Genomic DNA, 26,286 nt, shown 5'->3' with positions numbered 1-26,286 from the left:
ATGAGTCGTCAGCAACGTCTGGGCATTCTGCGCCAGCTTATGCATGAACAGCACATACCCGCTGTGCTTCTGACCGACAGGTTCAGCAAGTACACGGTGGCTGATCTGTACAGCGCATCGGGTTATGTACTGGTCACGCCAGACGGCCTGTGGATTTTGGTCGATGGCCGCTACAGCGCCGAATGCCAGCAGAATAACCCGGACGTTGACGTGCTGACGCTCACCGCCGAAAACCCGCCCGGTGAGATTATTAAACGGCTGATCCCTGGCCAACCACTGTTTGCCGATGCCAGCCAGTTATCACATCTCGCGTGGCAGGCACTGGAAAAACAGTGCAACGTGACGCTGCAACACCGGGATATGTCGTTTTTGCGCGTGCATAAATATCCCGATGAAATAGCCAAAATCCGTGAGGCTGCGGCTATTGCTGACCGCGCGCTGGAAACGGTCATACCGCTGATCCGGCCCGGTATCAGCGAAAAAGCGCTGGCGGATCATATCGAAATGGCCGTCCGGCAGGCAGGCGGCAGTAAAACGTCCTTTGATACCGTGGTGGTTTCAGGCGCTCGTGGCGCGTTGCCGCACGGGCGTCCGACCGGTAAAAAGCTGAGGAGCGGAGAACTGGTGACGATAGATTTCGGCGCGGTGTATCAGCATTACTGTTCGGATATGACGCGCACTTTCGCGCTGGGTAATGTTAGCGCAGAGCTGAAGGCCTTATACGACACCGTGTTTATCGCACAACAAGCGGCCCGCGATGCCGCCAGACCGGGGATCCGCTGTCAGGATCTTGACGCCGTTGCACGCGATATTATTACGGCGGCAGGGTACGGCGAATATTTCAGTCACAATCTCGGGCACGGTCTGGGGCTGGATGTTCACGAAACACCGGCACTCAGCCCGCAAAATACGCAGCCGCTGGAACCGGGAATGGTGATCACTATCGAGCCGGGAATTTATGTTCAGGGTCTGGGTGGTGTGAGAATTGAAGACGATGTGCTGGTGACAGAGAGGGGTGTCGAAGTGCTGACGCACAGCCCGCGGGCGTGGGCAGATATCTGTTTATGAGGTGATTCTCCCCCTTCGCAGGGGGAGACGCTGGAAGGTCTTAAAAACCTAAACGTGCTTTCGCATCAGCAATCGCCTGCGCGACCTGTTGCGGAGAAACACCGCCTTTCGCGGCACGTTTGTCGAGACAGGATTGCAGTTCGAGAATGGCGTAAACATCATCGCCAATCACGCTGCTGAATTTCTGCAAATCCGCCAGCGGCAATTCTTCCAGCGCTTTGCCCTGGTTAATGGCTTCGACCACCGCTTCACCGACAATATGATGCGCTTCACGGAACGGCACGCCTTTGGCGACCAGATAATCGGCCAGCTCGGTGGAGTTGGCGTAGCCTTGCTGCGCGGCTTCTTTCGCACGCGGGCGTTTCACCTGAATACCATCCAGCACCAGGGAAGCCATGTTCAGGCAGTCCATCCAGGTATCGAGCGCGTCGAACAACCCTTCTTTGTCTTCCTGCATGTCTTTGTTATACGCCAGCGGCAGGCCTTTCATGGTCATCATCATGCCAGTCAGTGCGCCCTGCACACGACCACATTTGCCGCGGATCAGCTCCAGCGCATCCGGGTTTTTCTTCTGAGGCATCAGGGAAGAACCGGAAGTCACGCGGTCGGACAAATCGATAAACGCGGCTTCGCCGGTGTTGAAGAAGATCAGGTCTTCGGCAAAACGGGAAAGGTGGACCATGCTGATGGCTGCGTTGGACAGCAGTTCAAGCACGTGGTCACGGTCAGATACGCTGTCGAGGCTGTTACGGGTCGCAGAAGCAAAACCTAACCAGCCAGCCAGTTGCTCGCGATCCATCGGATACGCAGTACCGGCCAGGGCGCCACAACCCAGCGGGCTGACGTCCAGACGTGTCAGTGTATCTTTCAGGCGGCTTTCATCACGCGCCAGCATTTCGACATACGCCATGCACCAGTGCGCAAAGGTCACCGGCTGAGCGCGTTGCAGGTGGGTATAACCCGGCATTACCGCATCCTGATTGGCTTCAGCGGTCGCGACCAGCGCCTGCTGCAAGTGATGCAATGCCTCGCCCAGTTCAACTACCTGCGCTTTACACCACAGTTTGATGTCGGTTGCGACCTGATCGTTACGGCTGCGGCCGGTGTGCAGTTTTTTGCCGAGATTGCCCACTTTGTCGATAAGCTTACCTTCGACCCAGCTGTGAATGTCTTCAGCGTCGCTGGCTAAAATAGCGCGGGGATTGGCACGGACTTCTTCCAGCAGTACGGTCAGGGCTTCTTCCAGCTGAATTTGCTCGTCGGCTGTTAAAACGTTCACGGTCACCAGCGCTTTGGACCAGGCCACGGAACCTACGATGTCCTGCTCTGCCAGCCGGTAATCGAAACGCAGTGAATCATTGAGTTCTTTAAACCGCTGATCCGCTGCCTGAGTAAAACGTCCGCCCCAAAGTGCCATTTTCCTGCTCCTGAATTTTTTATGCAAAAGGGCGCACTATGCTGCGCCCTTGAAAAGCGTATACCGAATGCGCCGGCGATGAATTACGCCAGAATGCGTGTGCCGATCGCGACACCGTTAAACAGTGCCGGCAATTGCTCGGCGTGGCGCCAGCTGGCGATATCCACCGGACGTCCGAGAGAACGTGCGGCGTCCAGCGCGGCGTGAACCTTGACGATCATACCGTCAGTGATAATGCCCTGATCGATAAGCTGTTCAGCTTTCTCTGCGCTCATTTCGGGAATGCGCTGGCCTTTGCCATCGAGAATACCGCTGACATCCGAGAGCAGGATCAGATCTGCGCCCAGCGTGGCCGCCAGAGCCGTCGCCGCCTGGTCAGCGTTAACGTTCATCAGCTCGCCCGCGGCAGTGATGCCGATAGAGCTGACAATCGGCAGATAACCTGCGCCAGTCAGTGTGTTGATCAGTGCCGGATTGCCCGCTTCGGCTTTACCGACGAAGCCCAGGGATTCATCCAGCTGTGTCACGCTGACCGTGCCGCCGTCTGCCAGAGACAGGCCAACCGCGTTGATGTGATTTTTAACCGCCCACGCCAGCAGGGTTTTGTTGGCGCTGCCCGCGAGCGCGCCGGTGATGATATCAATCTGGTCAGCCGGAGTGACACGCAGACCGGCCTTTTTCACCACAGGCAGATTCAGCTTTTTCATCAGCTCATCAACCAGGCAGCCGCCACCGTGAACAATGACCAGCGGGCGTTGATATTCCTGACGATAAGCCACTACCGCCATGAACAGGCGCTCAAGCGCTTCTTCATTGTCCAGCAACACACCACCTAATTTGATGACTAACGGATTCATAGCTGTTCGCGCCCCGACCGGTTGATAATGTTAATTAATAACAATAGGTTTCATTTAATCTAGCATCCCTGCGCGTCTGAATAAACGCTCAGGGACGGTTGTTTTCTGTCTGCTGACAATCGGACAGATTGTTAAAGCAGAGATTGCGTTTCAGGGAAGCCAAAGCGGATATTCATGCACTGAACCGCCTGTGCGGACGCGCCTTTCAGCACGTTGTCTTCTGTCGCGACGACAATCAGATGTTCGCCTTTCACCGCAAAACCAATGTCACAGAACGGCAGGCCGACCACGTCTTTCAGCGCCGGAACACCTTTGGTGTACAAACGCACCAGGGGTTTATCGTGGTAGGCATTATGGAAGGCTTCCGCCACATCCTGCTCCGTCACACCCGCGTTAAGACGGCAGGTGATGGTCGCCAGAATACCGCGCGGGAAGTTGCCCAGATGCGGAGTGAAAATCACCGGCACGCCAAGGTGTTCAGCAATTTCCGGCTGATGACGGTGGCTGAAGAGTTTGTAGGGCTGAAGGCTGACTTCGCAGAAGCTGTTGCCGAGCGTGGCTTTACGGCCTGCGCCGCTGACGCCGCTGGTGGCGTTGATGACCGGCCACTGGCTGTCATTAAGCAGACCATTCTCGATAAGCGGTTTGAGCGCCAGTTGTGACGCGGTCGGGTAGCACCCCGGCACCGCGATCAGTTGCGCGTCTTTTAATTTGTCAGCCTGCCATTCGGCCAGGCCGTACACAGCTTTGTCGAGCAAATCGAGATGCTGATGCTCGAAGCCGTAGAATTCGGTGTAAAACTCAGGTTTGCTGACGCGGAAGGCCCCGGAGAGATCAAACACCACACAGCCCGCCGCCAGAAACTGGGGCGCGAGGTCATGGCTGACTTCATGCGCGGTAGCCAGAAAGACCACATCGACACCTTTCGCGGCTTCCGCCACGTCAGTCAGTGGCAGAACAGGCAAATCGACGATGCCTTTTAATTGAGGATGCAAATCAGAAAGCAATTTTCCTGCATCTGCACTTTGCGCTGAAACCGTTAAACCGGTTATGTTCATATGTGGGTGGCGATTCAGGTAAGCCGCGAGTTCGGCTCCGGCATAACCTGTGGCACCAACAATCAGCGTATTCAACATAGGGCTTGTTCACCTTCTCAATTTTTGGGTAGGGGCCGGATGAATTTTTTTCCGGTTTCCTTACGCGCTGGCTTATTGTATTTTTATTCACAATTATTGCATGAATATGAATACTACCCTAACTAAAGGCTGTCAACAGTGAAGATGAAATTACCTCCTTTTATTGAGCTCTACCGGGCGTTAATCGCAACCCCTTCCATCAGCGCAACCGACGCGGCTTTGGACCAGAGCAATGAGACGTTAATCAATTTACTGGCAGGCTGGTTCGGTGATTTAGGCTTCAAAGTCGAAGTGCAACCCGTTCCAGGAACGCGCCACAAATTCAATATGTTAGCCAGTACTGGCGAAGGTGCAGGCGGCTTGCTGCTGGCGGGACATACCGACACCGTTCCGTTTGACGACGGCCGCTGGACACGTGATCCTTTCACCCTGACCGAGCATGAAAATAAGCTCTATGGTTTGGGTACCGCCGACATGAAAGGTTTCTTCGCATTTATCCTCGATTCACTGCGCGATGTCGATCTGACCAAACTGACTAAACCCCTGTATATTTTGGCGACCGCTGATGAAGAAACCACCATGGCCGGTGCCAGCTATTTTTCCAAAAACGCCAAAATTCGCCCTGACTGCGCGATCATCGGCGAACCGACTTCCCTGAAGCCGGTTCGTGCGCATAAAGGCCATCTGTCGAATGCTATCCGTATTACCGGTCAGTCCGGCCATTCCAGCGATCCTTCGCGTGGCGTAAATGCCATTGAACTGATGCATGAATCGATTACCCATTTAATGACGCTGCGCAATACGCTGAAAAGCCGTTACAACCACAGTGGTTTCGTCATCCCGTACCCGACCATGAACTTTGGCTACATTAACGGCGGCGACGCGCCAAACCGTATTTGTGCCTGCTGCGAAATGCATATGGATATCCGCCCGCTGCCGGGTCTGACGCTGACCGACATTGATGGTCTGCTGAATGAGGCACTGGCACCGGTAAGCGAACGCTGGCCGGGACGTATCGTGATTGAAGAACTGCATCCGCCGATCCCCGGTTATGAATGTCCGCCGGATCATCCGCTGGTGCAGGTTGTTGAGAAACTGCTGGGGGTGGAAACGGAAATCGTTAACTACTGCACCGAGGCGCCATTTATTCAGGAACTGTGCCCGACGCTGGTTCTCGGACCGGGTTCTATCGATCAGGCGCACCAGCCAGACGAATATATAGATACCGCGTTCATTAAACCAACTCGCGAGCTGATTTCTCAGGTTGTTCATCATTTCTGTTATCACTGATACTGAATGACAGATTGATGAAGAAACAATCAGGGCGCTCACGGGCGCCCTTTGATACTGTACAAAACGTTGATTAGCCAAACTGATATCGTCGCTGATGTAATTAAATTTCAGCGACATCGCCAAAAAGACCATTTTTCACGTGAGTGATCGGGGCTTTTTGGGTTAAAACAGATGTGGCTTTTAAAAAGTGTGGCCAGGTTGGCAGGGTGAACGGGGCAAGAATGCCTGACGGGTGAAAGTTATTTACAGAATATAAAAATTAAACGAGAGAACGGGTCAGAGGTAATATGAACGAACAATATTCCGCAATGCGAAGTAATGTCAGTACCTTAGGTAAATTGCTAGGCGACACGATCAAAGATACGTTGGGAGAGCATATCCTGGATCGTGTTGAGAAAATCCGTAAGCTGTCGAAATCCTCCCGTGCCGGAAACGACGCGGATCGACAGGAATTGCTGTCAACGCTGCAAAATCTCTCAAATGATGAGTTGCTGCCTGTTGCCCGTGCTTTTAGCCAGTTTCTGAATTTAGCCAACGTGGCGGAACAATATCACAGCATTTCGCCGCACGGCGAAGCGGCCAGCAATCCTGAAGCGCTGGCGCAATTGTTCGATCGTCTGAAATCCAAAAATCTCTCTGAACAGCAATTACGTGATGCCGTTGACCAGCTTTCTATCGAACTGGTGCTGACCGCACACCCGACAGAAATTGCCCGCCGTACGCTGATCCACAAACTGGTGGAAGTGAATAACTGCCTCAAGCAGCTCGACCATAACGATCTGGCCGATTACGAGCGCAAGCAAATCATGCGCCGTCTGCGTCAGTTGATCGCACAGTCATGGCATACCGATGAAATCCGCAAAAACCGCCCTTCTCCGGTGGACGAAGCCAAATGGGGCTTTGCGGTGGTTGAAAACAGCCTGTGGGAAGGCGTGCCTGCTTTCCTGCGTGAACTGAATGAACAGCTGGAAACCTCACTGGATTATAAAATGCCAGTGGAAGCCGTGCCGGTGCGTTTCACCTCCTGGATGGGCGGTGACCGCGACGGTAATCCGAATGTAACCGCCGATATCACCCGTCACGTACTGTTGCTGAGCCGCTGGAAAGCAACTGACCTGTTCCTGCGCGATATCGCCGTGCTGGTGTCAGAATTGTCGATGACCGAATGTACGCCGGAGTTGCGTGAGCTGGCCGGTGGCGCGGACATCCTCGAACCTTACCGCGAAATCATGAAACAGCTGCGTTCGCAGCTGACCAATACTCAGGTGTATCTGGAAGCCCGTCTGAAAGGCGAGCGCGTTGCGCGTCCTCACGATTTGCTGGTGAAAAATGATCAGTTGTGGGCACCGCTTTATGCCTGTTATCAGTCGTTGCAGGCCTGCAATATGGGCATTATCGCCAACGGTCAGTTGCTGGATACGCTGCGTCGTGTGCGCTGCTTCGGCGTGCCGCTGGTTCGCATCGACGTGCGTCAGGAAAGCACCCGTCATACCGACGCGATTGCTGAAATCACCCGTTACCTCGGTCTGGGCGATTACGAAAGCTGGTCAGAATCCGACAAACAGGCTTTCCTGATCCGCGAACTGAACTCAAAACGTCCGCTGGTGCCACGTCACTGGGAACCGAGCGCTGACACCAAAGAAGTGCTCGACACCTGTCAGGTGATTGCCGAAGCGCCGGAAGGCTCGATTGCCGCGTATGTCATTTCAATGGCGCGCACGCCGTCTGACGTGCTGGCCGTGCATCTGCTGCTGAAAGAAGCCGGTTGCCCGTTCCCGATGCCTGTCGCGCCGCTGTTCGAAACCCTCGACGACCTGAACAATGCCGACGATGTAATGAAGCAGTTGCTGAGCATCGACTGGTATCGCGGTTTCATTCAGGGCAAACAGATGGTGATGATTGGCTATTCCGACTCCGCGAAAGATGCGGGCGTGATGGCGGCATCGTGGGCGCAATATCGCGCGCAGGATGCCCTGATCAAAACCTGCGAAAAAGCCGGTATTGCCCTGACACTGTTCCACGGACGCGGCGGTTCTATCGGCCGCGGCGGCGCACCGGCGCAGGCAGCGTTGTTGTCTCAGCCTCCGGGCAGCCTGAAAGGTGGCCTGCGCGTTACCGAACAGGGCGAGATGATCCGCTTCAAATTCGGTCTGCCGGAAGTCACCATCAGCAGTCTGGCGCTTTACACCTCTGCAATTCTGGAAGCCAACCTGTTGCCACCGCCTGAGCCGAAACAAGCCTGGGTGGACATCATGGAACAGCTTTCCGATGTGTCGTGCAAAATGTACCGCGGTTACGTGCGCGAGAATAAAGACTTCGTGCCTTACTTCCGAGCAGCAACGCCGGAGCAGGAACTGGCAAAACTGCCACTGGGTTCACGCCCGGCGAAACGTAAAGCCAGCGGAGGCGTTGAAAGCCTGCGTGCGATCCCGTGGATTTTCGCCTGGACACAAAACCGTCTGATGCTGCCAGCCTGGCTGGGTGCCGGTGCCGGTTTGCAGTCTGTGGTGGATGGCGGTAAACGTGACGAGCTGGAAACCATGTGCCGCGACTGGCCATTCTTCTCTACCCGTATCGGTATGCTGGAAATGGTGTTTGCAAAAGCTGACCTTTGGCTGGCGGAATACTACGATCACCGTCTGGTTGGGAAAGAACTGTGGCCGCTCGGTCAGCAGTTGCGTGACCAGCTGGCGAGCGACATCAAAGTGATTCTGGCGATTTCTAACGACGATCACCTGATGGAAGATTTGCCGTGGATTGCAGAATCTATCGCACTGCGTAACGTCTACACCGACCCGCTGAACGTGTTGCAGGCTGAACTGCTGCACCGTTCCCGCGAGCTGGAAAAAGACGGTAAGCAGGATGCCAACGTCGAACAGGCGCTGATGGTGACGATCGCTGGCGTGGCAGCAGGTATGCGCAATACCGGCTAGTTCCCACTGAAAAGCAGCCAAAGAAAAACCCGCGAATTCGCGGGTTTTTTGTATTCAGCATTTGAGCAAAGAAGATTAAGCGCGAACCGGTACGGCGGTTTCAGGACGCACACCCAGCGTATGGCAAATTGCGTAACTCATTTCTGCACGGTTCAGGGTGTAGAAGTGGAAGTCCTTCACGCCTTCACGGCTGAGGATTTTCACCATGTCCATCGCGATATTAGCACCGACCATTTTGCGGGTTTCCGCATCGTCGTCCAGCCCTTCAAACTGGCTGTTCATCCATTTCGGCACACGCACGTTAGTCATGGTGGCAAAACGCGTCAGCTGTTTGAAGTTGGAGACCGGCAGAATGCCCGGCACGATTTCCACATCAATCCCCTGACCGGCGCAACGATCGCGAAAGCGCAGATAGCTTTCCACATCGAAGAAGAACTGCGTGATGGCGCGGTTGGCACCGGCATCAATTTTACGCTTCAGGTTAATCAGGTCAGCCTGCGCGCTTTTGGCTTCAGGATGCACTTCCGGATAAGCCGCAACCGAAATATCAAAGTCGCCCACTTCTTTCAGCAACTGCACCAGATCGGTGGCATACATTTCCGGCTTACCGCCCCCTGCCGGTAAATCGCCGCGCAGAGCCACAATGTGGCGAATGCCACTGTTCCAGTAATCCTGTGCAATCTGACGCAGTTCATCACGGCTGGCATCAATACAGGTCAGATGCGGAGCCGCTTCCAGACCGGTACGTTCTTTAATGCCTTTGATGATGCTGTGCGTGCGGTCACGCTCGCCGGAGTTTGCGCCGTAGGTGACGGAAACAAACTTAGGCTTGAGGCTGCTGAGACGGTCAATAGAGCTCCACAACGTGTCTTCCATTTCGCTGGTACGCGGCGGGAAAAATTCGAAAGAAACGTTAATCTGCCCCTGTAACTCGGCCAGATTCTGGTTCAACGCTTCGCGCTGGTTTGCGTGGAAAAAGCTCATAAACACTACCTCATGGATCACTGCGTTTTATTATGGTTCGTCATGATGGACGTTTGGACGTCTAAACGTATAGATAGAAAATGACGGAAAGCAGGCAAAGTGTCAACGTTAAAATGAGGGCAAGGGATGATTAATCTTCACGCAATCTGAAAGAATTTCACTTTGGGAAGGTTTTGCTACGGGGGTTAAGCTCCTCCCCCTGCGAAGGGGGAAGGCTGGGAGGGGGTTTAGCAGACCACGCTGCACCCTGTTCTGACACAGTTAAACCAGCACACCATCCTCCTGAGAGGTAAGGAGCAGGGATCAGAGAAGTTGCGTCAGGCGATTAAGGTCCGACTGCAATGCACCTGCGGTGACATCACGTCCTGCACCTGGTCCGCGGATCACCAGCGGGTTATCGCGATACCAGCGGCTTTCGATGGCAAACACGTTATCGCATGGCAACAGGGAAGCCAGAGGATGATCCTCACGTACCGCTTCAACACCCACGCGCGCTTTGCCGTTTGCATCGAAACGCGCCACGTAGCGCAGCACCAGTCCCATTTCACGGGCAGCTTCCAGACGTTGCAGCATTTGCTGGTTCAGCGCCTCGCCGTCTTCAAAAAACTGATCGACAGAACCGTTCGCGCAACTTTCCGGCACCAGCGATTCCACACGAACCTGCGTAGGCTCGATGTCATAACCGGCTTCACGCGCCAGAATCACCAGCTTGCGCATCACATCCTGACCGGATAAATCATCACGCGGATCCGGCTCGGTCAGCCCCTGCTGCCACGCCAAATCGACCAGTTCGGTGAACGGCAGCGTGCCGTCAAATTGCAGGAACAGCCATGATAAGGTACCGGAGAAAATCCCGCTGATGGCCAGAATACTGTCGCCGCTTTCGCGTAAATCACGCACCGTATGGTTAACCGGTAAACCGGCGCCGACCGTAGCGTTATATAGCCAGTGGCTGTCGGTTTTGGAAAACGCGTCGCGGATCTGACGGTATTTATGGGTATCCGACGCGCCCGCCTGTTTGTTGGCGCTGATCACATGGAAACCGTAGCTGGCGAAATCCAGATACTGATCGGCCAGTTCGGCGCTGGCGGTGACGTCCAGCACCACTAAATCGTCATAGGGATGCGCACGCATCCACAGGAACAGCGATTCTTCGTCGTGCGCCTGCGATTCATCATCAAAGAAGGCCAGAGCACGGCTGGCATCCAGTCCCTCGTAATTGAGCAAACTGCGCTTGCTGTCGACCACACCGGCCAGCACAAACTCAAAACCGCTGCGGGCAGAAATGTTCTTTTGCTCGCGGGCAAACAGTTCCAGCCAGCGTGACCCGATATTACCTTTACCAAACAGCATCAGACCAATTTGCTTTTCAGCACGGAACAGCGTTTTGTGCAGCCCCTGAATCAGGTGCGCTGTCGGGCCGATACGCAGCACGGCGACCAGACTGATACCGTCTTCCGCCTGCCAGATAAACTCTACCGGCTGATCTTTCATTTCCTGATAGAAACGGTGGCTGTGAAGCGGATTCTTGCACACGCCCGCACCGACCAGCGCCACCAGTGCCAGCCCTTCACGCAGCGTCAGACGCGCCGGAAGTGCCGCCTCTTCGAGAACCTGCAATACGCTGCCCGCCACTTCGGAGGTGTAACAAAGTTGCAGCAAATTACGGTCCGGGTGAATGCCGGTACACAGCGGTTTGATCTGCGCGCGTTTTAGCAGCAGCTCGACATCTTTTTGCGCCAGGCCAAAATCGTGGCCGGATGGAATAACCATTTCGATCAGGCAAATATCATCGTGACTGGTGACAATTTTTGCACCGGTCCCGGAAGCCAGCACACGCTCAATACGCGTTGAGCCCTGCTCCGGCTGATAGCTGCAACGCAGCTGTAAATCGATATCGCTGCCGGAAACCGGCTGAAGCGTGCGGGTGTGCAGCACCGGGGCCGCCAGACGCGCCAGTTCGCTGGCTTCATCGAGACGCAGCAACGGCAACAGACAGGCATCTTTCACTTTACGCGGGTCGGCGCTGTAAACACCGGCCACATCACTCCAGATCGTCACGCGGCTGGCGTCGGCCAGTGCGCCAATCTGAGTGGCGGAATAGTCACTGCCGTTACGGCCAAGCAGCACGGTTTCACCCGCTTCGCTGCGGGCGATAAAGCCCGTTACCACAAGATATTGCTGAGGATGTTGCGCGAGAAGTTGTTGCAGCAGCGGATACGAACGGCCTTCATCTACCTGAGGCTGAGCGGCACGTTCGGCACGCAGGAATTCACGGGCATCCAGCCAGGCGGCCGGTAATTCCAGTTTGCATAACACCGCAGACATCAGGCGTGCAGACCAGACTTCGCCATGCCCGACGACTTCGGCGTAAATCGCATCGGTCATTTTGCCATCAAGCAAAACAGCCAGACGTTCGAGATCATGAATAAACAAAGCAATAAGCGGTTCGGCCATTTCCGGCGGCAACAGGCCGGTTATCAAATCACTCTGATAACGGCGCAAAGCCTGCTGAACCTGATGCGCGGCAATTCTGTCTGTCTGGCTGAGCTTCAGCCAGCTGATCAGCTGGTTGGTTGTGCTGCCCGCTGCCGACACCACCATCATGTCACCCGGCTTGGCATACTCGGCCATAATTCCGGCGACGCGCAGATAACATTTCACGTCGGCCAGACTGCTACCACCAAATTTGTGCAACTGACGGCTTCCCGCCGGCGCTGCAACCGCTATTGCATTCATACTTACCTCGTTGCCACTGACTGGAATGCGTGTTCCAGATCAGCAATCAAATCTTCGCTGTCTTCAAGACCTACAGAAATACGGAGCAAGCTGTCAGAAATCCCGGCGGCTTTGCGCGCTTCCGGCGCCATGCCAGCGTGCGTCATCGTCGCGGTGTGAGAAATCAGGCTTTCGACGCCCCCCAGTGATTCTGCGAGGGTAAATAACTTCAATTCTTTCAGGAAATGGCGCAGCTGAGCTTCATCTCCGTTAAATTCAAAACTGATCATGGCACCAAAGCCACGTTGCTGACGGCGGGCAATGTCGTGCCCCTGGTTTTCCGGCAGCGACGGATGATACAGCTTTTTGACCTGCGATTGTTTCTGTAAATAAGCAACAATTGCCAGTGCATTTTCCTGCTGCTGTTTCACGCGAACTGTCAGCGTGCGCAGACCACGCAATAACAGATAGCTGTCAAAGGCCGCAGCGGTCACACCAATGTTGTTCGCCCACCACGCCAGTTCTGTCGCGTGTTCTGCGGTCTTAGATATTACCGTACCGGCGACCACATCAGAATGCCCGTTAAGATATTTCGTACACGAATGAACGACCAGATCCGCGCCAAGCTGCAACGGATTTTGCAACGCCGGGCTGAGGAAGGTGTTATCCACCACGGTCAGCGCACCGGCGGCGCGGGAGGCGTCACAAATCGCCTGAATATCCACTACGCGCAGCAGCGGGTTGCTCGGGGTTTCAATCAGCACAAGTTTCGGCTGCTCTTTCAGTGCTTCGGCCAGCGCCTGCGGGTCGCCCTGATCGACAAACAGCACGCGATACGCGCCGCGCTTGCTCAGGCTGTCGAACAGACGGTAGCTGCCGCCGTAGCAATCGTGCGGCGCCACCAGTAAATCGCCAGGTTTCAGAAAGACCGTACACACCAGATGAATAGCAGACATACCGCTGCTGGTCAGAACCGCGCCGGCACCACCTTCCAGATCAGCCAGCGCACGCTGGACAACATCACGTGACGGATTACCGCGACGTGAATAGTCGTGCGCTCTTGGCTGATTAAAATCTTCAAAGTTGTAGGTACTGGAAAGGTAGATTGGCGGAACTACACAGCCATATTGCTGATCATTGTTCAGGCCACTGCCCACGGCAATGGTGGCTTGCTTGCGCGTCATAATCGTTTCTTCCTGACAAAATGCGGAGGATGAGGGTATCAAGAGTAACGCCCGGAGTTATAGACGTCAATACATCTGGACATCTAAACTTCTTTGCGTATAGATTGAGCAACAGAGCAATACCCGCTAAAATTATGGCGTTAATGAAGATGTCAGGCAGATCTGTCGCGCCGAGGTTGTTGAGCGCAGGGTGACAAAACGAACAATGCCGCAGGAGAAATCGTGAGATATCCCTGTCAAATTCCGACATTTATTTAGTGAGAACAGTGAAAATCGGGCATAATCACGCGGTTTTCAGAATTTTATTTTTTGATAAATTTAAGGTGTCCCATGGCTGAGTGGAACGGCGAATATGTCAGCCCTTACGCTGAACACGGTAAGAAAAGCGAACAAGTTAAGAAAATTACGGTATCCATTCCGCTGAAAGTCCTCAAAATTCTGACTGATGAGCGCACCCGTCGCCAGGTGAACAACCTGCGTCATGCGACCAACAGTGAATTATTGTGCGAAGCTTTCCTTCATGCCTTCACCGGTCAGCCTTTGCCGAATGACGAAGACCTGCGTAAAGAACGCAGTGACGAAATCCCGGAAGCGGCGAAGATCCTGATGCGTGAACTGGGTGTGGATCCTGATACCTGGGAATACTGATCGCAATAACGCAGAGACGACCTGAAAGATCGTGCGACCCGTCGCGCGTTTTTTCAGTGTCTTTGTGAGAAAAGGAGATTTGTCTGGCGGGAAGGGAAACGACAGGCAACAAAAAAGGCGCCCAGGGCGCCTTTTCTTGCTCTCAAGCGTAGCTTATTTGCTGCTTGGAACGCTGAAACGCTTGTTGAAGCGGTCAACGCGGCCACCGGTAGCCACTTCACGTTGCTTACCAGTGTAGAACGGGTGACATTCGCCACAAACGTCCAGGTTCAGATCGTGACCCACAGTTGAGTGAGTTTTGATAACGTTACCGCATGAGCAGTTTGCAGTAACTTCTACGTATTTAGGGTGAATACCTTTTTTCATGGAAAACCTCTTCTTAAGGCCGCGTCGCTATCCAACCCTGTTCTGTCAGACACCACGCGTAGTGGATGATAGGCTTTGAGTACGAAATGCACCAAAGGCGGCGAATCATACAGAATCTCTGAGAACCGCGCAATGATGTTCATGCATTTCGAAGGACACAGTGTACACTATCTCGTCATTTTTTTATAGTCTGGATCCACAATGCCTGTTGCCCACGTTGCTTTACCTGTCCCGCTTGCCCGTACTTTCGACTATCTGTTGCCGCCGGACATGCCGGTTTCAAAGGGTTGCCGGGTCAGTGTGCCTTTCGGTAAACGTGACGCGATCGGCATTGTCGTGAATGTCAGTGAGTCCAGTGATTTTGGCCTGGATAAGCTGAAACCCGTACGCGAAGTGCTCGACAGTTCCAGCCTCTTTACCCCTGATTTGTGGCGCATCCTGTTTTGGGCGGCTGACTATTATCATTATCCTATTGGTGAAGTGCTGTTCCATGCGCTGCCGGTGTTACTGCGTCAGGGGAAACCCGCCGAACTCACCCCGCTGTGGCAATGGTTCGCCACCGAACAGGGCCGCGCCACGCCGCTCGACAGCCTCAAACGTGCGCCTAAGCAACAACAGGCGATGGCTGCGCTGATGCAAAAACCGCTTTACCGCCATCAGGTCGCCGATCTTGATCTCACAGATACGGCGTTGCAGGCGTTACGCGCCAAAGGTCTGACGGATTTACGCAGCATCGCGCCCGCCACGCTCGACTGGCGCAAAGATTTCTCGGTGGTCGGTGAGCGTTTACGGCTCAATACCGAACAGGCCACCGCCGTTGGCGCGATCCGCAGTGAAGATCAGCAGTTTTCCGCCTGGCTGCTGGCCGGTGTGACCGGTTCAGGTAAAACCGAAGTTTATCTGAGCGTACTGGAAAACATTCTGGCGCAGGGCCGTCAGGCACTGGTGATGGTGCCGGAAATTGGCCTGACGCCACAAACTATCGCGCGTTTTCGCGAACGTTTCAGTGCGCCGGTAGATGTGCTGCATTCCGGCCTGAACGACAGTGAACGTCTCGCCGTCTGGCTGCGGGCGCGTAATGGAGAAGCGGGCATTGTCATCGGTACGCGCTCGTCGCTCTTTACGCCGTTCGCCCGCCTGGGCGTCATTATTATCGATGAAGAACACGACAGCTCCTATAAGCAGCAGGAAGGCTGGCGCTATCACGCGCGTGACCTGGCGGTATACCGCGCTCATGCTGAAAATATCCCGATCATTATGGGCTCGGCAACCCCGGCGCTGGAAACCCTGCACAACGTGGAACTGGGGAAATATCGCCAGCTCAAACTGACCAAGCGCGCCGGGAATGCCAAACTTGCCCGGCAAAACCTGCTGGATTTAAAAGGGTTGCAGCTGAAAGTCGGGCTGTCTCAGCCGCTGATCCAGAAAATGCAGGAACATCTGAAAGCCGATAATCAGGTGATGTTGTTCCTGAATCGCCGGGGTTATGCGCCTGCCCTGCTTTGCCACGAATGCGGCTGGATAGCCGAATGTCAGCGCTGCGACCACTATTACACACTGCACCAGAATCAGCGCCAGCTGCGCTGCCACCATTGCGACAGCCAGCGTGCCGTACCCCATCAGTGTCCGCACTGCGGATCGACGCAACTGGTTTCCGTCGGCGTCGGTACCGAACAACTGGAAAATGAACTGGCACCGTTGTTCCCTGAAACCCCGATCACGCGCATAGACCGCGACACCACCAGCCGCAAAGGCTCACTGGAACAGCATCTGAGTGAAGTCCATCGCGGCGGTGCGCGCATTCTTATCGGCACGCAAATGCTGGCAAAAGGACATCACTTCCCTGATGTCACGCTGGTGTCATTGCTGGATGTAGACGGCGCGTTGTTCTCAGCCGATTTCCGTTCTGCCGAGCGCTTTGCCCAGCTTTATACTCAGGTTTCCGGTCGTGCCGGACGAGCAGGCAAACAGGGTGAAGTGGTGTTGCAGACGCATCATCCCGAACATCCGTTGTTGCAGGTGCTGCTGCAGCAAGGCTACGACGAATTCGCCAGACAGACGCTGGCGGAGCGCAAAAGTGTTTTTCTCCCTCCTTATACCAGTCACATCATGATCCGCTCGGAAGATCACGATAATCAGCAATCAGCGCTGTTTCTCCAGCAGTTACGTAATCTGCTCGAATCGAGCCCGTTGAAAGATGATTCACTGTGGATTTTAGGGCCTGTTCCTGCCTTACAGGCCAAACGCAGCGGCCGTTTTCGCTGGCAGTTGCTGCTACAGCATCCTTCGCGGCGCGTATTGCAACATCTGATCAAAAGTTCCCAGCCATTAATTGCCAGCCTGCCGCAGGCAAAAAAAGTGAAATGGACGCTGGATGTGGACCCGATTGACAGCTGATCCCTGAAGGAAATCCGCATAATTAGTCAGAATTTTTGCGTGATGGATCGAAAAAAGCATCTGCATCACACTTTTAATGCAAATTAGGTAACAAATCCTACTCACATTCTGTTTAGAATGTGATGTGCTACACATCATCGGTAGCCAGGTGAGGAATGTTGATGTTGTTGTGTCAGTTTGATGCTGTTGCAAGGAGAGAGACGTTGGAGCACAAGAAAGAATTACCCGCCGCGACAATGAAAGATGTGGCTGAACAGGCAGGCGTTTCAACAGCAACGGTATCCCGCGCGTTAATGAATCCGGAGAAAGTCTCCGCCTCAACCCGTCAGAAGGTTGATCAGGCCGTCATGGCTGTGGGTTATTCTCCTCACGCCCTGTCCCGCAACCTGAAACGTAACGAATCGCGTACGATTTTAGTGATCGTCCCGGACATCTGCGATCCATTTTTTTCCGACCTGATCCAGGGGATCGAACGCACGGCGGCTGAAAGCGGTTATCTGGTGCTCATCGGTGATTGCGCCCAACAGAATCAGCAAGAAAAAACCTTTATCAATCTGATTATCACCAAGCAAATTGACGGCATGCTGCTGCTCGGCTCCGATTTACCTTTTGACGCCAGCAAGGAAGAACAGCGCAATTTGCCACCGATGGTGATGGCTAACGAATTTGCGCCAGAACTGGAACTGCCAACGGTACACATTGATAACCTGACCGCCGCATTTGAAGCCGTACATTATCTTCTCAAGCTGGGACATCAGCGCATTGCCTGCATCGCCGGGCCGAAACATATGCCGCTGTGCCAGTATCGTTCACAAGGCTATGTGCAGGCACTGCGCCGTAACGGGCTCAGCGTCGAAAAACAGCTGACCGTCGACGGCGATTTTAGCTATGAATCCGGGGCACAGGCAGTTACCGAACTGATGTCACTGCCAGTGCCGCCTACGGCGATTTTCTGTCATAACGATATTATGGCGATTGGTGCAATGTTCCAGGCGAAAAAAATGGGTCTGCGCATCCCGGAGGATCTGTCGGTTGTCGGCTTCGATGACATTAAGGCCAGCCAGTATACCGACCCTCCGCTGACCACCGTCGCGCAGCCAAGATTCCAGCTTGGTCGTCAGGCCATGTTATTATTGCTTGAGCAGTTACAGGGAAATCAGGTACAAAGCGGTTCATTACTGCTCGACAGCGAACTGATCGTGCGTGAAAGCACCGCAGCCCCCAAAGCGTAAGTCAGTTTTGATTGCTGTTCAGTGATTTTAATTTCAGTAAATGTTCAGGGTTGAGTAACATGACGCACTTCTTCATTCATCACGACACAGCGAAACGATAGTGGCACAAAGAGACTATGTAAGCCGTGGGCGCTCAGGAGCGCGGCGGAAAAGTACCAGCCGGAGTAAAAAACGCAGTTCCCCAACGATCTCCAAAACCATGGTGGTGTTAGCCGTTGCGGTGCTGGTGGTGTTTGTCGGTGGCCTCTATTTTATTGCGCACAATAAACATGAAGAAGCGGTGGTATTGCCGACGCATCCTGTCCGTCCGGGTAATGGATTGCCACCTAAACCAGAAGAGCGCTGGCGCTACATCAAAGAGCTGGAAAACCGCCAGATGGGCGTGACCACGCCAACCGAGCCGACGGCCGGTGGCCAGATTGAATCCAAGACACAACTGACGCCTGAACAGCGCCAGTTGCTTGAGCAGATGCAGGCCGATATGCGCCAGACCCCGACACAACTGTCGGAAGTGCCGTATAACGACCCGAATCAGGCGACACAAACGCGTACAGCGCCAGCACAGCGTCAGGTTCAGCAACAACAGCCGACGTATGCGCAGCAGCAACCGGTACAGACTCAGCCGCGTCAGGTTCAGCCACAAGCGACCTATACGCCGCAGACTCAGCCGGTACGTGCGCCGCAGGCTCAGGCGCAAACACAGGCCGTTCAGCCAAAACCGAAACCGCAGGTCAAAGAACCGGTGAAAGAGGTGCCGAAAGAAGTGGCCAAACCACAACAACCGGCAGCAATTACGCAGGTCGCGCCAGAGAAACCGAAAGCGCAGGAAAAAACCCAGCACTTTGTGGTTCAGTGTGGTTCGTTCAAAGGGTCTGAGCAGGCGGAATCCCAGCGGGCCAAGCTGGCATTCGAAGGTTTTGAAGGCCGGATCACCACCGGCGGTGGCTGGAGTCGCGTCGTCATCGGCCCTTACAACAGCCGCTCTGGTGCTGACAGCACACTATCGCGCCTCAAAGGCGCTGGCATCTCCGGTTGCATTCCCGTCGCAACCGGGGGTTGAAAACCCGTAATCCTTCCCCAATCTATACTTTCAATATGCCCCGTAAGTTTGTGAGACACCTAATGTGTCCCACAAACCTGCGGGGATCTTTTCCGTCTGCAACGAGGAACCGCTCGTGACAACAATTGTAAGTGTACGCCGCAACGGCAAGGTCGTTATTGGTGGTGATGGCCAGGCCACATTGGGAAATACCGTCATGAAAGGCAACGTCAAAAAAGTACGTCGCCTGTATAACGACAAAGTGATCGCCGGTTTTGCTGGCGGTACGGCTGATGCCTTCACGCTGTTTGAGCTGTTCGAACGCAAACTGGAAATGCACCAGGGTCATCTGGTGAAAGCCGCCGTTGAACTGGCAAAAGACTGGCGTACCGACCGCATGTTACGCCGTCTGGAAGCCCTTCTGGCCGTGGCTGATGAAAATGCATCGCTTATCATCAGCGGTAACGGTGACGTTATCCAGCCTGAAAACGATCTGATCGCGATTGGTTCCGGTGGCCCGTACGCGCAAGCGGCAGCCCGGGCATTGCTGGAAAACTCAGAGCTTGGCGCACGTGATATCGTGGAAAAATCGTTGAGCATCGCGGGTGATATCTGCATCTACACCAACCATTTCCAAACTATCGAAGAATTGTCTTCTAAAGCGTAAGGATCGAAAATTATGTCTGAGATGACCCCGCGCGAGATTGTCAGCGAGTTAGACAGCTACATCATTGGCCAGGATAAAGCGAAACGCGCTGTGGCCATTGCTTTGCGTAACCGCTGGCGCCGTATGCAGCTCGATGAAGCGCTGCGCCATGAAGTCACCCCGAAAAATATTCTGATGATCGGCCCGACCGGTGTCGGTAAAACCGAAATCGCGCGTCGTCTGGCTAAACTGGCTAATGCGCCGTTCATCAAAGTTGAAGCGACCAAATTCACCGAAGTGGGTTATGTCGGTAAAGAAGTGGACTCTATTATCCGCGATCTGACCGATTCCGCCGTGAAAATGGTACGCCTGCAATCGATTGAGAAAAACCGTTACCGCGCCGAAGAAATGGCCGAAGACCGCATTCTCGACGTTCTGATCCCACCAGCGAAAAACAACTGGGGACAGGCCGACGAAGCGCAGGAACCTTCTGCCGCACGCCAGAACTTCCGCAAGAAACTGCGCGAAGGTCAGCTCGACGATAAAGAAATCGAAATCAATCTGGCTGCTGCGCCAATGGGTGTTGAAATCATGTCCCCTCCGGGCATGGAAGAAATGACCAACCAGTTGCAGTCCATGTTCCAGAACATGGCCGGTCAGAAACAGAAACCGCGTAAACTGAAAATCAAAGAAGCGTATAAGCTGTTGGTTGAAGAAGAAGCGGCAAAACTGGTGAACCCGGAAGAGCTGAAAGAACAGGCAATCGAAGCCGTTGAACAGCACGGTATCGTGTTTATCGATGAGATCGACAAAATCTGTAAACGCGGCGGCCAGAGCTCCGGTCCTGACGTTTCCCGTGAAGGTGTTCAGCGCGACCTGCTGCCACTGGTGGAAGGTTGTACGGTTTCGACCAAGCACGGCATGGTGAAAACGGATCACATCCTGTTTATCGCCTCCGGTGCTTTCCAGACTGCCAGCCCGTCAGACCTGATCCCTGAATTGCAGGGTCGTCTGCCGATTCGCGTGGAGCTGCAGGCGCTGTCGACAGAAGACTTCGAGCGCATCCTGACCGAACCGAGTGCTTCGCTGACTCATCAGTACAAAGCATTGATGGCAACCGAAGGCGTGACGATTGATTTCACGGCTGACGGCATCCGTCGTATTGCTGAAGCGGCATGGCAGGTAAACGAAACCACCGAGAACATTGGTGCGCGTCGTCTGCATACCGTTCTGGAGCGTCTGATGGAAGATATCTCTTATGACGCCAGCGAAAGTAACGGTATCTCTATAAACATTGATGCAGATTATGTTAGAAGCCACCTTGACCAGCTGGTAGCTGATGAAGATCTGAGCCGTTTTATCTTATAATTTGCTCATACGTTCCGAAAGTGATCTTCAGGGAGGCGTTTGCCTCCCTGATTTTTTTTAGATTTCGGACTGATTCTTCACCTGAGCGAAATCACCTATGAGCACAATGACTCCCTGCACCCCGACAACGCCTGCCCGCGCGTGGCTCGAAAGCCTGCGTCCAAAAACGTTGCCCCTGGCTTTTGCCTCTATCGTCATGGGTTCTGCCATTGCCAGCCTGCAAGGCGTTTTTCATCCGCTTATCGCGCTTCTGGCGCTCCTGACTGCCGGATGTCTGCAAATTCTGTCGAATTTGGCGAATGACTACGGCGACGCAGAAAAAGGCAGCGATACGCCCGATCGCGTCGGGCCTTTGCGCGGGATGCAAAAAGGCCTGATTACGGCTGCGCAAATGAAGCGCGCCATCATTCTGACTATCGCGCTGACGATCGTTTGCGGCATTGCACTGATCGCCGTTGCCTGTCACAAACCGAGCGACGTGGCAGGTTTCCTGATCCTCGGTCTGCTTTCGATTGGCGCCGCCATCACCTATACCGTCGGTACGCGCCCTTACGGCTATATGGGGCTGGGCGATATCTCCGTGCTGATTTTCTTTGGCTGGATAAGCGTCGCAGGGACATTCTATTTACAGGCGGGATATTTCGACTGGATTGTCATGTTACCGGCGACGGCCACCGGTTTGCTCTCAACTGCGGTACTCAATATCAATAATTTGCGCGATATCGAAACTGACAGCGCGAATGGCAAGAACACGCTGGCGGTACGTCTGGGCCCGGTAAATGCGCGTCGCTATCATGCAACCATTCTGACGGCCGCTGTCGTGTGTCTGGCAATATTCTCTGCCGTGCATTTGTATCACTGGACTGGCTGGTTGTTTATTCTGGCTATTCCGATGCTGGCAAAACACGTTATGCGTGTCATGCGCGCTAAAACATCCACCGAGGTACGTCCCCTGCTGGAACATATGGTGAAAGCGGCGTTACTGACTAACGTCTTGTTTGCATTGGGTCTGTTGCTGAACTGAGTAAAGTTGGCCTGATGTGCGTTTATCGGGCTACTTTTCACATTTAACAATTGATGATTTTGCCAACATCTGCCGGAAAGGGATATACTGAACACTCATGCAGCAACCAGATGAAATCCTATGAAATACGATACTTCCGAACTTTGCGACATCTACCATGAAGAAGTGAATGTCGTCGAACCCCTGTTCTCCAACTTTGGCGGCCGTACTTCATTTGGCGGGCAAATCACAACAGTGAAATGCTTTGAAGATAATGGCTTGCTTTATGACCTGCTGGAAGAAAATGGCCGTGGCCGCGTGTTAGTGGTCGATGGCGGCGGATCTGTTCGTCGCGCATTGCTGGATGCCGGACTGGCACGCCAGGCATTTCAAAACGAATGGGAAGGCATTGTGATCTATGGTGCTGTCCGTCAGGTAGACGATCTGGAAGAGCTCGACATCGGCATTCAGGCGATGGCAGCCATTCCTGCGGGCGCAGGCAGTGAAGGGATCGGTGAAAGCGACATTCGTGTCAATTTTGGCGGCGTGACCTTCTTCTCCGGCGATCATCTGTATGCCGATAATACCGGCATCGTGTTATCAGAAGATCCGCTCGATATCGAATAAACCGCTACTTTCAGCCACAAAAAAGGACGCCAGGGCGTCCTTTTTCATTTAACGGCAGAAGTACTCAGACTTCTTCCATTTTTCCCAACAGCGCACGCAGACGATCCTGCCAGACGTGTTGTTCTTCTTTCAGCTGCGCATTTTCACGCACCAGAGACTCATGGTTGCCGCTGGCCTGCTGAACTTCCTGAGACAGGGTGTTGTTCTGCTCTTTCAGTTCTTCGATTTCCATCTGCAACAGAGTGATGGTATCAATCGCTTGCTGAACTTTAGCTTCTAATTTCTCAAATACTTCAAATGACATTTTTCGGTCCCCTTATGTTCGCAAGGCGCACATCTTATGTTCTGCCGCATCGTCCGGACACGGCTCAAAAATTCCTGCACGCCGTCGATTTCTATAACGAATTCATCAGAGAATTGCGCAAAACCGGCGGGTGTCTTAACGGGTGATTGTATGTAGCCAGCTTTGCCCTGTCTACCAAGAACCCCTTTATCCACGCAGTCTGTTGCAATTTTACAGGGCGGGGTATCAGGAAATGCTTAAAAAGCGGTGTCACTCACCAGAAATCCTCCTTAAGACCGAATAACCTTAGCCGCCGTAGTGCCATACGCCGGGAAGCTCGTTTGGCTCAAACGCCGGCGTAAAATGCTAAATCCTGGGCTTTTTGCTCTACATCAAGTTAAGCCAATACGCGAAATCGCTCATTTTTATGACACGACACACAAAATTTGATTTCGCTATTTCTCGTTTATGCTCGTTAACGATAAATTCACATTACGTTCTCATTTAATGATGAACGACAAAATCCGATTACGTTCACGTACGCATGACAGAAAAACTATAACTAACCATTAACATCATCCTTAGCAGGATCAAACTATGAGCCAAACCATAAGTTCCACATTAAAAGGTCAGTGCATCGCTGAGTTTCTGGGTACCGGGCTTATCATTTTCTTCGGTGCAGGCTGTGTTGCTGCGCTGAAACTTGCCGGAGCATCCTTTGGCCAGTGGGAAATCAGTATCGTCTGGGGATTTGGTGTGGCAATGGCCATCTACCTGACTGCCGCGATTTCAGGCGCACACCTGAACCCGGCTGTAACCGTCGCCTTATGTTTGTTCGCGAACTTTGAAGGACGCAAAGTTCTGCCTTACATCATCGCACAGGTTGCAGGCGCCTTCTGTGCCGCCGCACTGGTCTATGGCCTTTATTACAACCTGTTCTTCGATTTCGAGCAAAGCCACAACATGGTGCGCGGCAGCGTCGAAAGTCTGGATCTGGCCGGTATTTTCTCTACCTATCCAAATCCGCACATCAGCGTATTGCAGGCATTCTTCGTTGAAACCGTGATTACTGCAGTTCTGATGGCGCTGATCCTCGGCCTGACTGACGACGGTAACGGCCTGCCCCGTGGCCCGCTGGCCCCGCTGCTGATCGGTATTCTGATTGCAGTTATCGGTGCATCAATGGGTCCGCTGACCGGATTCGCCCTGAACCCGGCGCGTGACTTCGGCCCTAAACTTTTCGCCTATTTCGCTGGCTGGGGCAAAGTCGCCTTCACCGGTGCACGCGATATTCCTTATTTCCTGGTGCCAATTTTCGGTCCGCTGGTGGGTGCTGCCCTGGGTGCCGCCGGTTATAAAGCGTTGATTAGTCGTCATCTGCCACATCAGATTAATGTGCCGGTTGAAGACAAAGCGCCGCAGCCAGCCAAACAGCGTAAAGCCTGATCGGCTAAACTGTTCCACAGCTTTCTTATTCGCAGGATGAACATTATGTCAGCAGATACGACTCACGAAAAAAAATACATTGTCGCACTCGACCAGGGTACGACCAGTTCACGCGCCGTAGTTCTGGATCACGATGCCAACATCGTCAGCGTTTCACAGCGCGAATTCACTCAAATCTATCCTAAATCTGGCTGGGTTGAGCATGACCCAATGGAAATCTGGTCGTCGCAAAGCTCGGTGCTGGTGGAAGTGCTGGCGAAAGCCGACATCAACTCTGATCAGATCGCCGGTATCGGTATTACCAACCAGCGTGAAACCACCATCGTGTGGGAAAAAGAAACCGGCAAGCCAATCTATAACGCGATTGTGTGGCAATGCCGCCGTACTGCTGACATCTGTGAAAAGCTGAAAAAAGACGGTATGGAAGAATACATCCGTCACAACACCGGCCTGGTGGTTGACCCGTATTTCTCCGGCACCAAACTGAAATGGATCCTCGATAACGTTGAAGGCTCCCGCGAGCGTGCAAAAGCTGGCGAATTGCTGTTCGGTACCGTGGACACCTGGTTAGTCTGGAAAATGACTCAGGGACGCGTTCACGTGACGGATTACACCAACGCCTCACGTACCATGCTGTTTAACATCCACGACCTGAAGTGGGACGACCGTATGCTGGAAGCGCTGGATATTCCGCGTGAAATGTTGCCGGAAGTGCGTCCTTCTTCTGAGATTTACGGCCAGACCAACATTGGTGGTAAAGGCGGTACGCGTATTCCTATCGCCGGTATCGCCGGTGACCAGCAGGCGGCGCTGTACGGCCAGCTTTGCGTGCAACCGGGTATGGCGAAAAATACCTACGGCACCGGCTGCTTCCTGCTGATGAACACTGGTACTGAAGCGGTCGCTTCTAAAAACGGTCTGCTGACCACCATCGCCTGCGGTCCGCGCGGCGAAGTGAACTACGCACTGGAAGGTGCGGTGTTTGTTGGCGGGGCTTCGATTCAATGGCTGCGCGACGAACTGAAACTGATCAGCGACGCAACAGACTCCGAATACTTCGCGTCTAAAGTGAAAGATACCAACGGCGTTTACGTCGTGCCTGCGTTCACTGGCCTCGGTGCGCCTTACTGGGACCCATATGCCCGTGGTGCCATCTTCGGTCTGAGCCGTGGTGCCAACAGCAATCACATCATTCGCGCAACGCTGGAATCTATCGCCTACCAGACCCGCGACGTGCTGGATGCGATGCAGGCTGATTCAGGCACACGTCTGCAAGCCCTGCGTGTGGACGGCGGTGCGGTGGCCAACAACTTCCTGATGCAATTCCAGTCAGACATTCTGGGCACCCGCGTTGAGCGTCCTGAAGTGCTGGAAGTCACCGCGCTGGGTTCTGCTTTCCTCGCAGGTCTGGCCGTCGGCTTCTGGAACGATCTGGAAGAAGTGCGCAGCAAAGCCACTATCGAACGTGAATTCCGCCCAAGCATTGAAACGACGGAACGTAATGTCCGCTATAAAGGCTGGCAAAAAGCGGTGGCACGCGTTCGTTCGTGGGAAGATCACGACGAATAATCGTCAGAATTTACCGCCAACACCCCTTCTGAAACTCCCCGCATGGGGAGTTTTTTTATGCCGATTCCCCGT

The 26,286-nt window shown here is 53.8% G+C and carries 21 protein-coding genes; 13 read left to right on the top strand and 8 right to left on the bottom strand.

Annotation, left to right across the window (positions count from 1 at the left end):
• The gene (locus tag J1778_RS05335) at positions 1 to 1,068 is read left to right on the top strand and encodes an aminopeptidase P family protein (protein WP_217172302.1); all 1,068 of its coding nucleotides are present in this window, start codon (positions 1 to 3) and stop codon (positions 1,066 to 1,068) included.
• A 40-nt stretch (positions 1,069 to 1,108) separates the two neighbouring features.
• Here the strand turns inward: J1778_RS05335 and argH are convergent, their stop codons facing one another.
• From argH to argC, 3 genes are all read right to left on the bottom strand, one after another.
• Entirely contained in the window at positions 1,109 to 2,485 is a 1,377-nt protein-coding gene (gene argH / locus J1778_RS05330; RefSeq protein WP_217172301.1) for an argininosuccinate lyase, read from the bottom strand.
• An 83-nt stretch (positions 2,486 to 2,568) separates the two neighbouring features.
• Positions 2,569 to 3,342 carry an acetylglutamate kinase gene (argB, locus tag J1778_RS05325; protein WP_217172300.1) on the bottom strand — a complete coding sequence of 258 codons (774 nt, stop codon included), beginning with the start codon at positions 3,340 to 3,342 and terminating at the stop codon, positions 2,569 to 2,571.
• A 131-nt stretch (positions 3,343 to 3,473) separates the two neighbouring features.
• The gene (argC, locus tag J1778_RS05320) at positions 3,474 to 4,478 is read right to left on the bottom strand and encodes an N-acetyl-gamma-glutamyl-phosphate reductase (RefSeq protein WP_047608610.1); all 1,005 of its coding nucleotides are present in this window, start codon (positions 4,476 to 4,478) and stop codon (positions 3,474 to 3,476) included.
• Between the two features lie 138 nt (positions 4,479 to 4,616).
• Between argC and argE the strand changes: the two genes are divergently transcribed.
• A complete protein-coding gene (gene argE, locus J1778_RS05315) occupies positions 4,617 to 5,768 on the top strand; it encodes an acetylornithine deacetylase (protein ID WP_041673179.1) in 1,152 nt (383 codons plus the stop codon).
• Positions 5,769 to 6,058: 290 nt separating this feature from the next.
• Complete coding sequence (ppc, locus tag J1778_RS05310; RefSeq protein WP_217172299.1) at positions 6,059 to 8,704, top strand: phosphoenolpyruvate carboxylase; 2,646 nt, start codon at positions 6,059 to 6,061, stop codon at positions 8,702 to 8,704.
• A gap of 75 nt (positions 8,705 to 8,779) precedes the next feature.
• On the opposite strand, the gene metF is transcribed toward ppc, so the two are convergent.
• The 3 genes from metF to metB form a co-directional block, all read right to left on the bottom strand.
• Positions 8,780 to 9,688: a methylenetetrahydrofolate reductase gene (metF, locus tag J1778_RS05305; protein WP_217172298.1), complete on the bottom strand. Its 909-nt coding sequence runs from the start codon at positions 9,686 to 9,688 to the stop codon at positions 8,780 to 8,782.
• Positions 9,689 to 9,991: 303 nt separating this feature from the next.
• Positions 9,992 to 12,427 carry a bifunctional aspartate kinase/homoserine dehydrogenase II gene (locus J1778_RS05300; protein ID WP_217172297.1) on the bottom strand — a complete coding sequence of 812 codons (2,436 nt, stop codon included), beginning with the start codon at positions 12,425 to 12,427 and terminating at the stop codon, positions 9,992 to 9,994.
• Positions 12,428 to 12,429: 2 nt separating this feature from the next.
• Positions 12,430 to 13,590 carry a cystathionine gamma-synthase gene (gene metB, locus J1778_RS05295; protein WP_217172296.1) on the bottom strand — a complete coding sequence of 387 codons (1,161 nt, stop codon included), beginning with the start codon at positions 13,588 to 13,590 and terminating at the stop codon, positions 12,430 to 12,432.
• 330 nt (positions 13,591 to 13,920) lie between these two features.
• Between metB and metJ the strand changes: the two genes are divergently transcribed.
• Positions 13,921 to 14,238 (top strand): met regulon transcriptional regulator MetJ, encoded by a 318-nt coding sequence (gene metJ, locus J1778_RS05290; RefSeq protein WP_004392248.1) that lies wholly within the window; start codon positions 13,921 to 13,923, stop codon positions 14,236 to 14,238.
• A 153-nt stretch (positions 14,239 to 14,391) separates the two neighbouring features.
• On the opposite strand, the gene rpmE is transcribed toward metJ, so the two are convergent.
• Positions 14,392 to 14,604 carry a 50S ribosomal protein L31 gene (gene rpmE / locus J1778_RS05285; protein WP_112289349.1) on the bottom strand — a complete coding sequence of 71 codons (213 nt, stop codon included), beginning with the start codon at positions 14,602 to 14,604 and terminating at the stop codon, positions 14,392 to 14,394.
• 201 nt (positions 14,605 to 14,805) lie between these two features.
• Here rpmE and priA point away from each other — a divergent pair, with 201 nt between their 5' ends.
• The 7 genes from priA to rraA all read left to right on the top strand — a co-directional run bounded on the left by priA (position 14,806) and on the right by rraA (position 22,916).
• Positions 14,806 to 17,001 carry a primosomal protein N' gene (gene priA, locus J1778_RS05280; protein WP_217172295.1) on the top strand — a complete coding sequence of 732 codons (2,196 nt, stop codon included), beginning with the start codon at positions 14,806 to 14,808 and terminating at the stop codon, positions 16,999 to 17,001.
• Between the two features lie 203 nt (positions 17,002 to 17,204).
• On the top strand, positions 17,205 to 18,233 hold the full coding sequence (gene cytR, locus J1778_RS05275) for a DNA-binding transcriptional regulator CytR (RefSeq protein ID WP_217172294.1): 1,029 nt from the start codon (positions 17,205 to 17,207) through the stop codon (positions 18,231 to 18,233).
• 100 nt (positions 18,234 to 18,333) lie between these two features.
• Positions 18,334 to 19,293: a cell division protein FtsN gene (gene ftsN / locus J1778_RS05270; protein WP_217172293.1), complete on the top strand. Its 960-nt coding sequence runs from the start codon at positions 18,334 to 18,336 to the stop codon at positions 19,291 to 19,293.
• 115 nt (positions 19,294 to 19,408) lie between these two features.
• Positions 19,409 to 19,939: an ATP-dependent protease subunit HslV gene (hslV, locus tag J1778_RS05265; RefSeq protein WP_217172292.1), complete on the top strand. Its 531-nt coding sequence runs from the start codon at positions 19,409 to 19,411 to the stop codon at positions 19,937 to 19,939.
• Positions 19,940 to 19,951: 12 nt separating this feature from the next.
• Positions 19,952 to 21,286, top strand: coding sequence for an HslU--HslV peptidase ATPase subunit (gene hslU / locus J1778_RS05260; protein ID WP_217172291.1), 1,335 nt, complete (start codon positions 19,952 to 19,954; stop codon positions 21,284 to 21,286).
• A gap of 97 nt (positions 21,287 to 21,383) precedes the next feature.
• Entirely contained in the window at positions 21,384 to 22,310 is a 927-nt protein-coding gene (locus J1778_RS05255) for a 1,4-dihydroxy-2-naphthoate polyprenyltransferase (RefSeq protein ID WP_217172290.1), read from the top strand.
• A gap of 120 nt (positions 22,311 to 22,430) precedes the next feature.
• Complete coding sequence (rraA, locus tag J1778_RS05250; RefSeq protein ID WP_217172289.1) at positions 22,431 to 22,916, top strand: ribonuclease E activity regulator RraA; 486 nt, start codon at positions 22,431 to 22,433, stop codon at positions 22,914 to 22,916.
• Between the two features lie 64 nt (positions 22,917 to 22,980).
• On the opposite strand, the gene zapB is transcribed toward rraA, so the two are convergent.
• Positions 22,981 to 23,220, bottom strand: a complete 240-nt coding sequence (gene zapB, locus J1778_RS05245) for a septal ring assembly protein ZapB (protein ID WP_013577585.1) — start codon at positions 23,218 to 23,220, stop codon at positions 22,981 to 22,983.
• 576 nt (positions 23,221 to 23,796) lie between these two features.
• Here zapB and J1778_RS05240 point away from each other — a divergent pair.
• Entirely contained in the window at positions 23,797 to 24,645 is an 849-nt protein-coding gene (locus J1778_RS05240; protein ID WP_217172288.1) for an MIP/aquaporin family protein, read from the top strand.
• 45 nt (positions 24,646 to 24,690) lie between these two features.
• Positions 24,691 to 26,214: a glycerol kinase GlpK gene (gene glpK / locus J1778_RS05235; protein WP_217172287.1), complete on the top strand. Its 1,524-nt coding sequence runs from the start codon at positions 24,691 to 24,693 to the stop codon at positions 26,212 to 26,214.
• Positions 26,215 to 26,286 lie beyond the last annotated feature (72 nt).

The organism is Rahnella bonaserana, from assembly GCF_019049675.1.
Classification (GTDB): Bacteria; Pseudomonadota; Gammaproteobacteria; order Enterobacterales; family Enterobacteriaceae; genus Rahnella; species Rahnella bonaserana.
The sequence above is the reverse complement of the archived record's forward strand: the minus strand, read 5'-3'. Positions and strand labels throughout refer to the sequence as shown.

Bases quoted from the DNA above. Each gene is read 5' to 3' on its own strand.
- J1778_RS05335 (WP_217172302.1), top strand. From the start codon at position 1: ATGAGTCGTCAGCAACGTCTGGGCATTCTGCGCCAGCTTATGCATGAA.
- argH (WP_217172301.1), bottom strand. From the start codon at position 2,485: ATGGCACTTTGGGGCGGACGTTTTACTCAGGCAGCGGATCAGCGGTTT.
- argB (WP_217172300.1), bottom strand. From the start codon at position 3,342: ATGAATCCGTTAGTCATCAAATTAGGTGGTGTGTTGCTGGACAATGAA.
- argC (WP_047608610.1), bottom strand. From the start codon at position 4,478: ATGTTGAATACGCTGATTGTTGGTGCCACAGGTTATGCCGGAGCCGAA.
- ppc (WP_217172299.1), top strand. From the start codon at position 6,059: ATGAACGAACAATATTCCGCAATGCGAAGTAATGTCAGTACCTTAGGT.
- metF (WP_217172298.1), bottom strand. From the start codon at position 9,688: ATGAGCTTTTTCCACGCAAACCAGCGCGAAGCGTTGAACCAGAATCTG.
- J1778_RS05300 (WP_217172297.1), bottom strand. From the start codon at position 12,427: ATGAATGCAATAGCGGTTGCAGCGCCGGCGGGAAGCCGTCAGTTGCAC.
- metB (WP_217172296.1), bottom strand. From the start codon at position 13,590: ATGACGCGCAAGCAAGCCACCATTGCCGTGGGCAGTGGCCTGAACAAT.
- metJ (WP_004392248.1), top strand. From the start codon at position 13,921: ATGGCTGAGTGGAACGGCGAATATGTCAGCCCTTACGCTGAACACGGT.
- rpmE (WP_112289349.1), bottom strand. From the start codon at position 14,604: ATGAAAAAAGGTATTCACCCTAAATACGTAGAAGTTACTGCAAACTGC.
- priA (WP_217172295.1), top strand. From the start codon at position 14,806: ATGCCTGTTGCCCACGTTGCTTTACCTGTCCCGCTTGCCCGTACTTTC.
- hslU (WP_217172291.1), top strand. From the start codon at position 19,952: ATGTCTGAGATGACCCCGCGCGAGATTGTCAGCGAGTTAGACAGCTAC.
- J1778_RS05255 (WP_217172290.1), top strand. From the start codon at position 21,384: ATGAGCACAATGACTCCCTGCACCCCGACAACGCCTGCCCGCGCGTGG.
- rraA (WP_217172289.1), top strand. From the start codon at position 22,431: ATGAAATACGATACTTCCGAACTTTGCGACATCTACCATGAAGAAGTG.
- zapB (WP_013577585.1), bottom strand. From the start codon at position 23,220: ATGTCATTTGAAGTATTTGAGAAATTAGAAGCTAAAGTTCAGCAAGCG.
- J1778_RS05240 (WP_217172288.1), top strand. From the start codon at position 23,797: ATGAGCCAAACCATAAGTTCCACATTAAAAGGTCAGTGCATCGCTGAG.
- glpK (WP_217172287.1), top strand. From the start codon at position 24,691: ATGTCAGCAGATACGACTCACGAAAAAAAATACATTGTCGCACTCGAC.